This is a genomic window from Massilia sp. YIM B02443 (assembly GCF_030411955.1).
Classification (GTDB): domain Bacteria; phylum Pseudomonadota; class Gammaproteobacteria; order Burkholderiales; family Burkholderiaceae_D; genus Telluria.
Genome location: NZ_JASNRA010000017.1, coordinates 52,385 through 68,278 on the forward strand (window position 1 = coordinate 52,385; position 15,894 = coordinate 68,278).

12 protein-coding genes are annotated in these 15,894 nt (G+C 65.6%); 4 read left to right on the forward strand and 8 right to left on the reverse strand.

Features of this window, described 5'->3' with window-relative positions; genetic code table 11:
• The first annotated feature begins 238 nt into the window (after window positions 1-238).
• Entirely contained in the window at window positions 239-1,291 is a 1,053-nt protein-coding gene (locus QPK27_RS17555) for a glycosyltransferase family 9 protein (RefSeq protein WP_290419539.1), read from the forward strand.
• 166 nt (window positions 1,292-1,457) lie between these two features.
• Here QPK27_RS17555 and QPK27_RS17560 read toward each other — a convergent pair whose 3' ends face one another.
• From QPK27_RS17560 to QPK27_RS17575, 4 genes are all read right to left on the reverse strand, one after another.
• Window positions 1,458-2,603 (reverse strand): glycosyltransferase family 9 protein, encoded by a 1,146-nt coding sequence (locus tag QPK27_RS17560; protein ID WP_290419540.1) that lies wholly within the window; start codon window positions 2,601-2,603, stop codon window positions 1,458-1,460.
• Window positions 2,600-3,490, reverse strand: a complete 891-nt coding sequence (locus QPK27_RS17565) for a glycosyltransferase family A protein (protein WP_290419541.1) — start codon at window positions 3,488-3,490, stop codon at window positions 2,600-2,602. The genes QPK27_RS17560 and QPK27_RS17565 overlap by 4 nt, the downstream gene beginning before the upstream one ends.
• On the reverse strand, window positions 3,487-4,122 hold the full coding sequence (locus QPK27_RS17570) for a DUF4254 domain-containing protein (RefSeq protein WP_290419542.1): 636 nt from the start codon (window positions 4,120-4,122) through the stop codon (window positions 3,487-3,489). The genes QPK27_RS17565 and QPK27_RS17570 overlap by 4 nt, the downstream gene beginning before the upstream one ends.
• Window positions 4,123-4,271: 149 nt before the next feature.
• Window positions 4,272-5,987: a methyl-accepting chemotaxis protein gene (locus QPK27_RS17575; RefSeq protein ID WP_290419543.1), complete on the reverse strand. Its 1,716-nt coding sequence runs from the start codon at window positions 5,985-5,987 to the stop codon at window positions 4,272-4,274.
• Window positions 5,988-6,125: 138 nt separating this feature from the next.
• On the opposite strand from QPK27_RS17575, the gene QPK27_RS17580 reads away from it, so the two are divergent.
• Window positions 6,126-6,950, forward strand: a complete 825-nt coding sequence (locus QPK27_RS17580) for an AraC family transcriptional regulator (protein WP_290419596.1) — start codon at window positions 6,126-6,128, stop codon at window positions 6,948-6,950.
• A gap of 144 nt (window positions 6,951-7,094) precedes the next feature.
• Here QPK27_RS17580 and QPK27_RS17585 read toward each other — a convergent pair whose 3' ends face one another.
• From QPK27_RS17585 to QPK27_RS17600, 4 genes are all read right to left on the reverse strand, one after another.
• On the reverse strand, window positions 7,095-8,225 hold the full coding sequence (locus tag QPK27_RS17585; protein ID WP_290419544.1) for an MFS transporter: 1,131 nt from the start codon (window positions 8,223-8,225) through the stop codon (window positions 7,095-7,097).
• 623 nt (window positions 8,226-8,848) lie between these two features.
• Window positions 8,849-9,865, reverse strand: a complete 1,017-nt coding sequence (locus QPK27_RS17590; protein WP_290419545.1) for an alpha/beta hydrolase — start codon at window positions 9,863-9,865, stop codon at window positions 8,849-8,851.
• A gap of 208 nt (window positions 9,866-10,073) precedes the next feature.
• Entirely contained in the window at window positions 10,074-10,499 is a 426-nt protein-coding gene (locus QPK27_RS17595; RefSeq protein WP_290419546.1) for an organic hydroperoxide resistance protein, read from the reverse strand.
• 212 nt (window positions 10,500-10,711) lie between these two features.
• Window positions 10,712-11,719: a LacI family DNA-binding transcriptional regulator gene (locus QPK27_RS17600; RefSeq protein ID WP_290419547.1), complete on the reverse strand. Its 1,008-nt coding sequence runs from the start codon at window positions 11,717-11,719 to the stop codon at window positions 10,712-10,714.
• 295 nt (window positions 11,720-12,014) lie between these two features.
• Between QPK27_RS17600 and QPK27_RS17605 the strand changes: the two genes are divergently transcribed.
• The gene (locus tag QPK27_RS17605) at window positions 12,015-14,453 is read left to right on the forward strand and encodes a TonB-dependent receptor (RefSeq protein ID WP_290419548.1); all 2,439 of its coding nucleotides are present in this window, start codon (window positions 12,015-12,017) and stop codon (window positions 14,451-14,453) included.
• 90 nt (window positions 14,454-14,543) lie between these two features.
• Entirely contained in the window at window positions 14,544-15,887 is a 1,344-nt protein-coding gene (locus tag QPK27_RS17610; protein ID WP_290419549.1) for a GH1 family beta-glucosidase, read from the forward strand.
• The last annotated feature ends 7 nt before the right edge of the window (window positions 15,888-15,894 follow it).

Below are 15,894 nucleotides of genomic sequence, written 5' to 3' on the forward strand. Positions count from 1 at the left end.
ATACCGCCTTTCGCGGCCGGCTTCAGGCGGCCGCCCGATCGCCGTTCGACGCAATCCGCCGACGCTCCCGTCCTGCGCGCAGCATCGGCGCAACTCGTCCATGACGCATACGCAATTCGCTGCCCGCGCCCCGAACTAATCCTGAACGGTTGCGCTCAAACATCTCCCGATTGCAGCCGGCGCTTGCTTTGCCACCGAAGCTGGCGCCGCTCGATGTTGCCTATTTCTGGAGAAACCCATGTCCCGGCGCCCCCTGCTGCACCGTCTCGACGTCCAGTCCATCGTGGTGTTCCGGGCGCTGCAGCTGGGGGACATGCTGTGCGCGGTGCCGGCCCTGCGCGCGCTGCGCGCCGCCCTGCCCTCGGCCCACATCGTGCTGGCCGGCCTGCCGTGGGCGGCGCAGCTGGTGCGGCGCTTTTCCGCCTACCTCGACGAATTCCTGCCCTTCCCCGGCCATCCGCTGCTGCCCGAGCAGCCGGCGCGCCACGGCGAGCTGACCGCGTTCTACGCCACCGTCTGCGCGCGCCAGTTCAGCCTGGCGCTCCAGCTGCACGGCAGCGGCGACGTCACCAACCACATTGTCGCCGGCTTCGGCGCGCGCGCGATGGCTGGCCACTGCCGCGGCGCACCGGTGGCGACCGACCGCACCGTGCTCGCGCCCTACCCGGACACCGGCGCCGAACCGGAACGCCTGCTGCACCTGACCACGCGCATCGGCGCCCCCGCCGCCGGCACCCACCTGGAATTTCCGCTGCTGCGCGAGGACGAAGACGAACTCGCCGCCAGCGGCCTTGCCGCCGGACTGGAGCCGAACGGCTACATCTGCATCCACCCGGGCGCGCGGCAGCGCGACAAGTGCTGGCCGCCGGAATGCTTCGCCGGCGTCGCCGACCGCCTGGCCGACGAGTTCGGCGTGCGCATCGTCCTGACCGGCTCGGCCAGCGAAGCCGCGCTGGCCCAGGCCGTCGCCGGCCACATGCGCGCACCGGCCGTGATCGCCGCCGCGCCGATTTCGATCGGCGCCATGGCGGCGCTGATGAGCCGCTCGCGCCTGCTGATCTGCAACGACACCGGCGTGTCGCACATCGCGGCCGGCCTCGGCCTGGACAGTGTGGTGGTGTTCAGCAAGGCCGACATCGCGCGCTGGGCCCCGCTCGACCGCCTGCGCCACCGCTGCATCTGGGATCCGGGCGCGGAACGGGCGGCGGTGGTGCTGCAGCACGCACGTACGCTGCTGTCCGGCACCGCGCCCAGCGGGCAGCGCGCGGCGGGGATGTGGCCTTACTGGTGAGGGATCGCTTCGGTGTGCGTTAGCAGATGCTGCAAATGCATCGCCGCTGTTCCCGCGAGCCTGAAGGCTGTCGTTCCCGGGCCAGGCGCCCCCTTGGCAGGAATCCAAGCGATGCGATCGCACGCCATCCACCAGCTCAGCTTGCGCAGCATGCCTCCACAACGGTTCATTTCCGCAAACCGAGCGTAGCGCACGCCATCTCGACCACTTCGGCTACCGCTACGTCATCGACAAAGCTGGCCGCATGCGCGCAGCGCATCGCGCGGTTGTCCAGTCCGCAAACCGGACAGTGCAGCCGCGCCGACACCGCCGCACGCAGCAGGCTTGGGCGCAGCGGCATGCCGTCCGCCAGATTCGTGTGCCAGAAGATGCCGACGCACGGCGTGCCGATCGCCAGCGCCAGGTGCAGCGGGCCGGTGTCGTTCGCGATCACCACGTCGGCCCGCTCCAGCAATCCGCACAGGCCGCCGAGCGAAAGCTTGCCGCTCAGGTCGACGGCGTCGTGACGCATGGCGGCGCGCACCTGGCCTGCCACGTCCGCTTCCTGCCCGGTGCCGTTGATCGCCACCAGTGCGCCCTGCGCCGCCAGCGCGTCGCCGACGGCGGCAAAGCGCTCGGGCGACCAGCGGCGGCGCGGGTCGCTGGCGCCCGGCTGCAGCACGGCCAGGCGGCGTCCAGGTTCGGGCGGCAGCACGGCGTCGGCTTCGCCCCGGTCGGCATCGATGACGGCCAGCTCCTGCTGCAACGGCAGGACGCCGGCGCCGGCCAGGGCGGCGATTTCCAGCAGCGCCAGCCGGCGATTGCCGGGCTCGACGTAGGCGACGCAGCGGTCGAGCGGCGGCGCATCGAGCGCACGCGCTCCCACGCTCAGGCGCGCGCCGAACTGCGCCACGAAAGGATTGGAAAATCGGCCACCGCCGAACATCTGCAGCGCGATGTCGAAACGCTCATCGCGCATCCGCGCCAGGAAACGTTCGACCGGATCGCGCCCGCATTCCGATGATGCCCTGCCGTCGATCGCCATTGGCGCACCGACACCCGGCACCGGCGGCATCTCCAGCACCCGGTCCACCGGCCCCGGCCGGCCGTGCAGGAATTGCGCATGCCATTCCTTGCCGATGTACACCAGCTCGGCATCGGGATAAGCGTGTTTCAGCGCATGCAAGGCCGGCAAGGCGAACACGAAATCGCCGACCGCATTCGGCCTCAGCACGGCAATCTTGGCGACCTGCTCCATGGCCAGCGTTGGCCTCGCGTGTGCGTCGGTCGCATCGCGCGGCGCGCGGAGGTTTGCCTGTGATGGAGAATTCATGCGCCCTCCGCCACAGACCGCCATGCTTCCAGCGCCAGCGGCGCGTCCACCATGCGCTCCTTCAGCGTGGTCGGCAGTTCCATGTGATACGCACCGGACGGGAACACGCCGCATCCTCCATACGCCTGCATCACCCGCAGTTGCGCCAGCACGTCTTCGCCGCAGTGCGCATCCGGCAGCTCGGGCCAGAAGTCGAAGCCGCCCACGGCGCGCAGTTTGGCGGTATCGAACAGCACGCAGCCGCCGACCCAGGCCACGCGATACGCGCGCGTGGCGGCATCCGGCCCAGCGTCACCACCCGCACGCGACTGCAGATGAAACAGGTTCGCCGCGCTGTGCAGCCGATGGCGCCGCCACGCGCGGCTGCCGGGAACCACCGTCTCCGGCGCCACCCGCCCATCCCAGAACGCAATGTCCTCTTCGGCCGGCCGCAGCTGCCCCCGATAACTGAGCCCGTGCACGGCGCTGCCGGCAAAGCCGCAGCCGTGCGCCACCAGCGTGGCATGCAGGCGGCGCACCAGGTCCGGTTCGAGGATCACATCGTCGTCGACGAACAGGCACCAGGCGGCGCGCACTTGAGAAAGCAGAAAGGCACGCTGCTCGGCCATGCCGCGCCGCGGCAGGTGCTGCCAGGTGTTGACCTTGTGTCCGCGCGCCTGCAGGTAGCGCAGCACCGCGACCACCTCGGGCGCGGCCAGCGCGCCGCGGCCATGACTCTGGTCGGACACGATCACGCGCAGCGCCGGCCAGTCCTGGGCGCCGATCGAGGCCAGCGTCACGGCCAGCGCCGCCGGGCGGGCGCAGGTGGGCACCAGCACGTCGATGCAGGGCGCGCCGCGCGTGGCCCCACCCTGCATCTCGGCGGACGCAGCGCCGCCAGCACTCAAGGCGCGCTCCCCACGCCGGCCGATGGCGCGGCGCCGTAGAGATAGGGATTGAGCGCCGGATCGTTGTACATCTTGAACTGGCGGTAGACCTTGAAATAGGCGGCGCCGCCGTGCGCCTCGGCCAGCAGCCGGTCGAGGCAGTCGGCCAGGTCTTGCCGCTGCACCAGCAGGCGCTGCAGCCTGGCGCCGCAGGTCTGCACGTGGCCGTCGCCGGCGTCCTGGCGCGCGGCCTGCAGCCGCATGTGATGGATCTTGAGCGACAGGATCGACAGCCGGTCGATCATCGCACCTGGCGTCTCGCTCGACAGGCGGGCGTCGGCGCCGATGCGCACGCCGTCCAGTTGCGCAAGCAGCGCTTCGTCGATCGCCTCGACGGCGTCGTTGCGCTGCTGGTTGTGGCGGTCGATCAGGCGCTTGCTGGCGGCGATGGCGCTGGCCGGCACGTCGGTGCGGCGCGCGCGGTCTTCTTCTTGCCAGAGCAGGCAGTTGAAGCGGTGGTTGGCCGCGATCGCGCCCCAGGGGCCGGGCAGGCTGGCCGCGGGTGCCTGGCCGGGTGCATCGGGCCAGCCCGGCCGGGCCAATATGTCGTCATGAAAATGGGTGAGCGCGCCCCCGTACACGTCGCTGCGCATGCCGCCTCCCAGTGCTGTCGAAAGTCTCTAACAACACTTGGAAGCGCGGCAGCGGACGAAGTTCGGTCATGGTTGCGCTGGCTTAATGTGGCGCAAACAGCAGCACACCGCGCAGCGCAGGCGCCCTCACCCGCCGGTCACGCGGCCGGTCAGAAGGTTTCCCACTCGGTCTCGCGCACCGGCGCGGCGGCCAGCGCGGCGCGGGCCGGCCTGGCCTGGGCTGCCGGCGCCGGGGCACGCGGCGTCGCGGCGCGCAGCGCCGGACGTTTCAGCGGCGACTGCGATGGCGACTGCGCCTGCGCCGTCACCTTGAACACGCTGACGCGCTCGGCCAGGCCGGCGGCGCTGTCCTGCAGCGACTGTGCCGCACTGGCCGCTTCCTCGACCAGGGCCGCGTTCTGCTGGGTCACCTGGTCCATCTGGCTGATCGCGTGGTGGATCTGCTCGATGCCGGCGCTCTGCTCGCTGCTGGCGGCGGTGATCTCGCCCATGATGTCGGCCACGCGGCGCACGCTGGTGACGATCTCGTCCATGGTAGCACCGGCCTGGTCCACCAGGCGGCTGCCGCTCTCGACCTTGCCGACCGAGTCGGTAATCAGTTCCTTGATTTCCTTGGCGGCGCCGGCCGAGCGCTGCGCCAGGTTGCGCACCTCGCTCGCCACCACCGCGAATCCGCGGCCCTGCTCGCCGGCGCGGGCCGCCTCGACCGCCGCATTCAGCGCCAGGATATTGGTCTGGAACGCGATGCCGTCGATGACGGCGATGATGTCGACGATCTTGCGCGCCGATTCGTTGATCTCGCCCATGGTGCCGACCACTTCGGCCACCACCGCACCGCCGCGGGTGGCGACGTCGGACGCCGATGCCGCCAGACCATTGGCTTGGCGTGCGTTCTCGGCATTCTGGCGCACGGTGCTGGTCAGTTCCTCGACCGACGCCGCGGTTTCCTCGATCGAGCTGGCCTGCTGCTCGGTGCGGCCCGACAGGTCCAGGTTGCCGGCGGCGATCTGGCTCGAGGCAGTGGCAATGGTGTCGCTGCCGGAGCGCACGTCGCCGACGATGTTCGACAGGCTGGCGGTCATGTCGCGCAGCGACGCCAGCAGCTGGCCGAACTCGTTGCGCGAGTCGACTTCGATGCGTGCGGTCAGGTCGCCATCGGCAACGCGGCGCGCCACGCTCACGGCTTGCTCCAGCGGACGGCCGATCGCACGGGTCAGGTACACGGCGCCGCCGCAGGCCAGCAGCACGGCGATGACGATGGTGGCGACCATGATGGTGTTCAGCATGGCCAGCTCATGATGCAGTTCCTCGCCCTGCTCGGCATTCAGCCGGGTCACGGCGATTTGCAGTTCCTTGTAGGCAGCCATCGACTTGTTGTAAGTCGGGTTGATCTTCTTGCCCAGCATCTCGTTGGCCAGGTCCCAGTTGCCCGCTTCGATGGCGCGCATGGCGTCGCCGACGATGTCCAGCGCCAGGTTGTCGCTGGCCGCGATCCAGCCGTTGATGGCCTCGCGTACCTGCGGGCGGACGATGCTGGACATCAGGGCGTCCTGCTCCTTGCGCAACTCGGCGCTGTTATTGGCGATGTACTGGCTATGAACCGATAGTTCATGCTGGTGCAGCACCGAATACTTGCTATCCGGGTTATGTTGTAGCGCCTGTAAAATGTGACTACGGTTCATTTCACTACGTAGCATGAGATTGGCGACGCCGGTTTGCTGGGCGACCGAGCGCAGTGCCAGGTTTTCGAGCAGTTCGACCGAGCGCTGGGTGGTGTGGTAGCCAAGGCCCCCCACGATCAGGGTCAGGACGATCAATGCGCCGACCACGCACGTAATGACGTGCTTGATGCTGAGATTTTTCATGTTTTTGAGGGAAGAAAAGGAGAAGACGCCGAAAGCGGCAGCAGACCGTTGTATTGTGGTACCAAATCTCACAAATTTCCACACGGTAACTACGCTTTTCGTCCAGAATTACAGGCTAACTGTCGGAATCACTTCGTTATGGACAAACTGTCATCACTAGTAGGCCGTCATTCTTTCAATGCCCGCATCTTTTATAACGGGACATTTTGTAATGCCAATCAGTTCACCGAGAACGGTGTTTCTGGACAGTTGCACTTGGTTCGCCAAGGCCCGGTCGATTTCATCAACGCCGACGGTTCCGTGGTTTCGGTGTCCGAGCCAAGTCTGCTGTTCTACCCGCGCGGCGACACGCATCGCGTTGAAGTCCAGCCTGGCCAGACGGCCAGCCTGTTGTGCGCCCATATCGTGTTCCATGACGGGGTCGCCAATCCGCTGGCGCGCGTGCTGCCGCAATGCCTGGTGCTGCGCTTGTCCGAAATGGGCGGGCTGGGCGCCACGCTCGACCTGCTGTTCAGCGAAGCCGGCGCGACTGCGCCGGGACGTGAAGTGATCCTCGACCGGCTGTGCGACGTGCTGCTGATCCAGGTGATCCGGCGCGAATTCGAAAGCGGCCGGCTGTCGCTGGGCCTGCTGGCCGGCTTGTCCGACCGCCAGTTGTCGCTGGCGCTGGCCGCGATCCATGAGCGCCCGCAGGAACCGTGGAGCCTGCAATCGCTGGCCCAGGTCGCGTGCATGTCGCGCGCCGCCTTTACCGAGCGTTTCCGCGACGTGATGGGCGTGCCGCCGGGCGAATACCTGACACGCTGGCGCATTGGGGTCAGCACCCGCCTGCTGCGCGAGGGCATGTCAGTCAAGCAAGTAAGCAGCCGTGCAGGGTATACCAGTCCGTCAACATTCACGCGCGCGTTCACCGCTTTGATGGGCGCCTCGCCGCGTGAGTGGCTCAAGCAGGGTGCCGCCTGACAGAAGGCGTTCCGTATCATCGCTGTGCCGGGCGCTGTCCCGGCATTTTTTTGCCTGTTTTCACATCGTAAACGACAACGCAGACGCCCCTTGCGGAAGCGTCTGCGTCGAGGCCTCGGTTGCGGCCACCAGGGCCGCTGCCAATTATTTGAGCAGGCGGGTGCGGCAGGCAACCAGTGCGATGACCAGTGCCAGGCCACCGACGTAGGCGATGGCTGCCTGCATGCCGACGAAGTGGGCGACGGCGCCGATTGCCGGCGGGCCCATCAGGCTGCCGCTGTAGGCCATGCTGGCGACGGCTGCCAGGGCGGTCGGGCCCTGGGCGCCGGCGGCGCTGAACACGAACGGGAACAGCAGGGCCAGGCCGACGCCGGCGATGGCGAAGCCGCCCAGGGCGAAGTAGGCGTTCGGCGACAGGACCGCGAACATCAGGCCGCAGGCTGCAACCAGCGCGCCCAGGGTCACCAGGCGCTGGGCGCCGAAGCGTTCCTTCAGCTTGTCGCCGACCATGCGCGACATCAGCATCATCACCGAGAACGACGACAGTGCCAGCGGCGCCAGGCCGTCCGATGCGCCGAAGTGTTCTTTCAGGAACAGGCCGCTCCAGTCGGCGATGCTGCCTTCGGCCATCGAACCCAGGAAGCCCAGCAGACCCAGCAGGACCAGCGGACCGCGCGGCAGCACGAACGCCTTCTTCGCGACTTTCTCGCCGCCGCCATCGGCTTCGAGCATGGTGACGCCCATCCACAGGATCGCGGCCAGTGGACCGACCAGCATCAGGAAGTGCTGTGCCGGAGCAATCTTGTTGCTGGCCATGAAGCTGCCCAGGGTGGCGCCGATCAGGCCGCCGGCGCAAGCCAGGCCGTGCAGGCGCGACATTTCCGACTTGCCGCTCTGCTTTTCACGACGGGTTGCGGCCGAGTTCATGGCGACGTCGAAGGTGCTGGCGGTGATGCCCAGCATCAGCACGGCCATCATCAGGCGCGACACGTTCGGCGCCATGCCGATCGAGACCAGCACGGCCAGCAGCGCCATGCCCGAGATCAGGAGAGTCTTGCGGGCGCCGAAGCGCGACATCAGGAACGACGAGATCGGGTACGACACGACGGCGCCCAGGCCGCCGCACAGCAGGACCATCGACAGGGCCGAGTGCGACACGTTGACGCCGGCGGCCAGGGCCGGGATGCGACCGGCCCACGAGCCCATGATCAGGCCGAACAGGGCGAACAGGACCGGCAGCGAGAACTGCTGGGCCTGGACGCGAACAGCCGACAAGCCACGTGGTGCAGAAACGGTGTTTGGAACGGAAACGGTTTGCATTAAATCGCCGAATTGTTAAATATTTGTTGAGATATGAAGGAGTTGCCAGATGCTTCGACAGACCGGACGGTTTAAATATTGACGTCAGGAAGCTGATGGGAGGCAATTCTAAACACCTGATCGCGATTTGAGTTTTCCAGGTGGAAAAATATTTCGAAGCGTTGTATTGCGCTGACGCAAGGATGACAACTTCATTTACGCACATGCATCTGTATTTGGCGAAAATGTAGTTTTCGTGAATGGAGAAGCCGGAGATTGCAGGAATTTGCACTGACTTACTGCTGAGCTGGCGGGAATATCCGGATGTGCAAAGTTTGTTGCGCCGCGTCAGATTCCGCTCAAATCGCACCTGAAGATGACAAAAAATATTTCCAATTAAGTAAATAAAGAATCTGCTCGCCTATTCTCAGCCGCATAACTGAAATACCGAAACAACATATCTCGTCAATTAAGCCGAGTTCGCCTTATTGTTAAATTTTGTTACAGGCATGGATAAATGGGAATCCATGCCACGAATATCGCCGCGCATAAAAAAAGCCGCCTCGCGGCGGCTTTCTACAGCTGATTCCATCCTGCCTTTATTTGGCCAGATGCTTTTTCAGTTCGGTCCCGGCCTGCAGCACCTGCGAACGCACCGCCGGCACCTTGGCCAGCGGGTTGAGCAGGCCGAAGTCGTGGATCATGCCGTTGTAGCGCGTCACGGTGACGTCCACGCCGGCCTGGTCCAGCTTGCGGCCGTAGGCTTCGCCTTCGTCGCGCAGCACGTCGAACTCGGCGGTCTGGATCAGTGCCGGCGGCAAGCCTTTCAGCTGGCCGAGGCTGGCCTGCAGCGGCGCCGCATAGATTTCCTTGCGCTTGGCGGCGTCGGTGGTGTAGCTGTCCCAGAACCATTTCATCATGTTCGTGGTCAGGAAGTGGCCTTGCGCATACTGTTGATAGGATGCAGTCTCGAAGTTGGCGTCGGTCACCGGCCACATCAGGAGCTGGTAGCGCAGTTTCGGTCCGCCCTTGTCCTTGGCCATCAGGGCCAGCACCGCCGACATATTGCCGCCCACGCTGTTGCCGGCCACCGCCAGGCGGCTGCCGTCGATCTGCAAGCTCTTGCCGTTCTGGGCAATCCACCTGGTGGCGGCGTAGATCTCGTTGATCGCCACGCCATAGCCCGCTTCCGGCGAGCGCGAATAGTCGACGAACACCGCCACCGCGCCAGAGCTGGCGACCAGGTCGCGCACCAGGCGTTCGTGGGTCGGGTAGTCGCCCAGCACCCAGCCGCCGCCGTGGATGAACATGAAGGCCGGCAGTTCGCCCTTGACCCCGGCCGGGCGCACGATCTTCAGCTTGATCTGCTTGCCGTCCACCGTGATCACCTTGTCCGAGACCTCCGCCGCCGGCAGGTTCACCTGCACGCTCTTCTGGGCGCCTTCCAGCACGGCGCGGGCATCGGCCGGAGACAATTGCTCGAGCGGCTTGCCACCGCTGCCGTTCAGGGCGTCGAGGAATGCCTGGGTATGGCTTTCGACGCCGGGAGCGGCGCAGGCGGCGCCGGCGCCGATGGCAAGGGTGGCTGCAACGAGGGCTTTGTTCAGGGTGTTCATGGTGGACTTCCTTTCTTATATGTGGAATTGAATCAGCGGCATGGGGCCGTCAGTGACGGTAGCAGCGCCATCCGCGCCGGCATTGCATAAACGAATCATTCTTTGCCAGAACTAGTAACACGATTAAATCGCACGCTACTTATTTGGCCTTTTTTAGCCCGCGTGAGCGGGCCCTCGCATGACTCCCCGGTTCCCGGGAAGCCCTGCCTTACACCAGTTGCAGCGTGACGTCGATATTGCCGCGGGTCGCGTTCGAGTACGGGCAGACGATGTGAGCGCGGTCGACCAGGGTCTGCGCTTCGTCGGCCGGCACGCCCGGCAGGCTGATCTTCAGTTGCACTTCGATGCCGAAGCCGGTCGGGATCGGGCCGATGCCCACCGTGCCTTCGACCGACACGTCCGGCGAGATCTTCAGCTTGTCGCGCGCCGCGACGAACTTCATGGCGCCCAGGAAGCAGGCCGAATAACCGGCCGCGAACAGCTGTTCCGGATTGGTGCCGGCCTGGCCGGCGCCGCCCAGTTCCTTCGGGGTGGTCAGCTTGACGTCCAGTGCGCCATCCAACGAGACGGCGCGGCCTTCGCGGCCACCGGTGGCTTTGGCGTTGGCGCGGTAGAGCACTTGTTCGATTGCCATGATGAGACTCCTTGTAATGTTTCGGTGATATATAAAACGATATTAAGTAGCGCGCTATGTATTTGAGCGCCTTGCCTTGGCCCGCCGACCCCTTGCTTGTCGTTCGGCGCTGCCATGGAAAGCATATTAACTAGCGCGCTATTTAATTGCAAGCGATATTTGTGACAAGTTGTAAATGTGTGGATTTGCCGGCCACCGCCGGCGCAGCGCCGTCAGACCAGCCGCACCGACTCGCGCACCACCAGGCTCAGGTCCGGCACCTGTTCCGGCGCCGCTTCATGACCCAGCATTGCCAGCATCCTGCGTCCCACACCGATGCCGACCTCGTACAGCGGCTGGCGCACCGTGGTCAGGGGCGGCGTCGTGTACATCGAGCTGTGCAGGTCGTCGAAGCCGACCAGCGAAACGTCTTCCGGCACTCGGATATTGCGCCGGTACAGCGCCAGGCGGGCACCGTAGGCGCTCAGGTCGTTGGCCGCAAAGATGGCGGAAAAGCGCAGGTTGGCCTGCAGCAGCGCATTCACCGCCAGCAGGCCGCTCGATTCGTCGAACTCGCCCGCCACCACCAGCCGCTCGTCGATCGCAATGCCGTGCTTGGCCAGGGTGTCGTGGTAGCCGGCCAGGCGCGCACGCGCGTCGCGGTGGTCGACCGGACCGCTGATGTGGGCAATGCGGCGGTGGCCCTGGGCGATCAGGTATTCCATCGCCTCGCAGGCGCCACGGTAATTGTCCAGGCAAAAGCCCTGGGTGCGCTCGCCCTGCACTTCGCGCCCGAAGGCGACGATCGGCACCCGGCGCGAGAAGTCCAGGATCTGCTGGTCGCTCATATTGCCGGTGAGGATGGCGACGCCGTCGACGCGGCGCCCGATCAGCAGCTCGACCCGCTCCGCCTCTTCGTCCGCATGCCAGTGGCCGCTCATGATCAGCAGCGCATAGCCGGCGGTCTTGACCGCATCCTCGATGCCGACCATGGCACGGTTGAAGTAGCCGCTCTCGAGCGACTGGGTCAGGACGCCGATGGTGCGCGTGCTGCCCATCTTGAGGCTTTGCGCCAGCAGGTTCGGTTTGTAGTTGAGCTCGTCGATGACGCGTTCGATGGCGCGCCGCTTGTCGTCGGACACCTTGGCGGTGCCGTTCAGGAAGCGCGACACCGTGGCCGGCGATACCCCGGCCGCGCTGGCGACCTGGTACAGGGTGGTGGTACTGCTCTCGTTTTTCATGGATCCGGCGGACGTCCTGGACAGGTTCAAGGCAGTTTGTTGCTTGAAGTATATCACGCGTTTTCAGGGCTTCAACCCGCCGTGGATAGGCGTCGAAGGTTTATGAAAGCGTTTCATAAAAACAGCGTCGTTGATCTGCAACAAACTATTTTTTAGTTTTAAACGATTCTATTTGACATTTTTTTACGGGTGATTTTACTATGAAACCGTTTTCAAGAATTCTGAAAACGATTTCTTGCCGGATGTATTGTTAGCGCTCGCAATATCAAATAAATCAACAATATCGGAGACAAGCATGACAAACGCTGCACCCCTCGGCGCTCGCCGCCACGCGCCTATCCACCTTGCCGTCCTGGCCCTGCTGGCCGGCATCGCCGCCGGCGCCCAGGCCCAGTCGGCATCCGACCCGGCCTCGCCGGCCGCCGCCGTCAACAGCCCCACCACCGTGATCAACCCGGCGGCGAACGCCAACGCCAACGCCAACATCGCCGAGGTGGTGGTCACCGCCACCAAGCGCTCGACCTCGCTGCAAAAGACCCCGATCGCGGTCACCGCCCTGAACGCCGCCACCCTGGCCGACAACCACGTGCAGACCATGCTCGACGTGGTGGCGCTGGTGCCGGGCTTCCAGGCCACCGCCCAGGGCGACCACGGCGTCACCACCATGACCCTGCGCGGCATCGGCAACGACAGCGCCAAGACCGAATACGCCGATCCCGAAGTCGCCTCGTTCGTCGACAACGTGTACTCGCCGCGCGCCGAAGGCGCCACCGCCCTGATGTTCGACGTCGAGGGCATCGAGGTGCTGCGCGGCCCGCAAGGCACGCTGTGGGGCCGCAACTCCACCGTCGGCGCGGTCAACATCCAGACCGTCAAGCCGGAACTGGGCAGCCGCTCGGGCTACATCGAAGGCGGCATCGGCGACTACAACCGCCTGGGCGCGCGCGGCGCGGTCAACGTGCCGCTGTCGGATAACGCGGCGCTGCGTTTCGCCGTGGTGCACGAGCGCCATGACGGCTACGTCGACTACCAGAAATTCCAGAACCCGTCGGTCGACTCGCAGCGCGCGGCGTATCTTGCCGCCGGCGGCGACCCGGCCGCGTTCCGCCCGATCAACCCGAACAACTTCGTCTCGGGCGGCGACAAGTACAGCGCCCAGGACCAGAGCGCGGCGCGCCTGTCGCTGCTGTGGCAACTGGCGCCGAACGTGCGCTGGAACATCGCCTACGAGAAATTTATTGACCGTGGTACCCCGAGCGCCAACCTGATGCAAACCCCGCGTCCGGGCGAAAAACACTGGTCGACCCTGTCGGACACCTCGCCCTGGGTCAACCGCGACAGCCATAACGTGCGCAGCCGCCTGAGCTGGGACATCAGCCCCGACCTGGCGCTGCAGTACGTGGCCGGCTGGTCCAAGTTCAGCGGCGACATGCGCTTCGACCAGGACGGCGGCACCATCGTGCCGACCTCGATCATCTCGGGCGGCAAGTTCCAGGAACACACCACGGTCGACTCCAACTACAAGAGCCACAGCCACGAGCTGCTGCTGCAATCGGTCGGCACCCGTACCGTCGACTGGCAGGTCGGCGCCTATTACGGCAACGAGAAGAACGACATCCGCTTCGACATCGGCGGCATGAACGGCACCGAAGACGGCACCGTGGCCTGGCAGGGTTCGTTCATCCAGCCGAAGCAGACCGTGGACACCAGCGCCGTGTTCGGCCAGGCCACGTGGAACATCACCGACCAGTGGCACCTGACCGGCGGCGTGCGCTACACCCACGACAAGCGCGTGCACACCGGTGGCCGCGGCTACACCTGGGGCTACGACCCGGCCGCGCCGCAGCTGCCGCTCAATCCGCAGATCGACCCGCTCGACCCGGCCAACGGCTACGTCGCGGGCGTGCCCAACGACGGCCGCTACAGCGACAACAAGGCCACCGGCCTGGTGCGCCTGAACTACGACATCGACCGCAACAACATGGTCTATGCCAGCGTCTCGACCGGCTACAAGTCGGGCGGCGTGCAGGATCGCGGCCTGCCGTACAAGCCGGAAACCCTCACCAACTACGAGATCGGCTCGAAGAGCACCTTCCTGAACGGCGGCCTGCGCATCAACAACGCGCTGTTCTACATGGACTTCAAGGACTTCCAGTTCAATTCGCCGGTCAGCTTCCCGGACGGCAGCCGTGGCCTGGCCATCGAGAACGCGGACGGCGCCGAAGTCTACGGCCTGGAAACCGAGATCGCCGCGCGCATCGGCGACGGCCGCCTGTCGGTCGCGCTGGCGGTGCTGGACACCAAGCTCGGCCACCTGATCGCCGGCTCGAACGACTACGCGCTGCCGCCATGCACGGTCGACACCCGCATCGAGACCTGCCTCGACGTCAGCGGCCACAAGCTGCCGCACGCGCCGAAGTTCTCGACCACGGTGCAGTACCAGCACACCTTCCGCCTGGGCGACGGCTCGACGCTGGTCCCGCGCATCACCGCGCGCTACGAGGATGAAGTGCGCCTGAGCGTGTTCGACCTGGGTCCGGAAGACCGCCAGAAAGCCTACGCCAGCGCCGACCTCGGCCTGCGCTACGCAAAGGACAAATGGTGGGTCGACGCGTTTGTCCGCAACGTGAGCGACAAGAAGATCAAGACCAGCGCCTTCAACGGCTTCGGTCCGTGGCTGGCGCAGTACAAGCCGCCGCGCACGGTCGGCATCAACACCGGTTTCGATTTCTGATCGACCGAACCACGGCAGGTCCGCGCAAGCGGCCTGCCGTTTTTTGCACCAAGCCCTACCCGCAACGCGTAAGCACATCTAGAGAGTCCCATGACCAAGAGCGCCCAATTCGATTTCCAGAACGATTTCCCGCATGACTTCACCTGGGGCGTCGCCACCAGTTCCTTCCAGATCGAAGGCGCCTGGGACGCCGACGGCAAGGGTCCCTCGATCTGGGACACCTTCTGCCTGGACAAGGCCAACATCAAGGACGGCAGCGACGGCACCGTCGCCTGCGACCATTACCACCGCTACCGCGAAGACGTGGCGCTGATGGCATCGCTGGGCGTGGACGCCTATCGCTTCTCGATGGCCTGGGCGCGCGTGCAGCCCGACGGCAAGGGCGCCTGGAACGAAGCCGGCTTCGATTTCTACAGCCGCCTGCTCGACGCCCTGGCGGAAAAGAACATCCGCGCCCACATCACGCTGTACCACTGGGACCTGCCGCAAGGCCTGCAGGACGACGGCGGCTGGCTCAATCGCGACACCGCCTACCGCTTCGCCGACTACGCACGCGAAGTGGCGCGCCGCTTCGGCGACCGGGTCGAGGCGATCGCCACCCACAACGAACCGTGGTGCACGGCCAATCTCGGCTACGGCAATGCGCAATTCGCGCCCGGCGTGCGCGACCTGAAGCAGTCGATCCAGGTGTCGCACCACCTGCTGCTGTCGCACGGCCTGGCCATGACGGCAATGCGCGAAGTCGGCAGCAGCGCCAAGCTCGGGATCGTTCTGAATCAATGGACGGCAGATGCCGCCACCGATTCGCAGGCAGACCGCGACATGGCCGAATTCGAGTACGCGCGCTCGGTGCAGTGGTTCATGGATCCGATCTTCAAGGGCCATTACCCGGAACTGGCGCTGCGCGGCCACGGCGACAATGCGCCCGTCGTTCATGACGGCGACTTCGCCATCATCCAGCAGAAGATCGATTTCCTCGGCTGTAACTACTACTTCCGCTCGTGGTGCAGCGCCGCCGTGCCGCCAGTGCCGGCGCCGGCGCGCCACGGCGTCACCGACATGGGCTGGGAGATTTTCCCGGAAGGCTTGCCCGAGCTGCTGCTGAAACTCAAAGCCGAGTATCCCGACCTGCCGCCGGTGTACATTACCGAAAACGGCATGGCCAATGCCGACACCATCGAGGGCGGGCAGGTGCACGACCCGGAGCGCATCGCCTACGTGCGCAGCCACCTGGCGGCGCTGAAAGAAGCGATGGACGCGGGCGTGAACGTGCAGGGCTACTTCCTCTGGAGCCTGCTGGACAACTTCGAGTGGAACTCGGGCTACGCCAAGCGCTTCGGCATCGTGCACGTGGACTATGCGACCCAGCAGCGCACGCTGAAGGACAGCGCGCTGTGGTACCGCGAATTCATCGCGGCGCGCGCCACCGCCTGATCGCAGC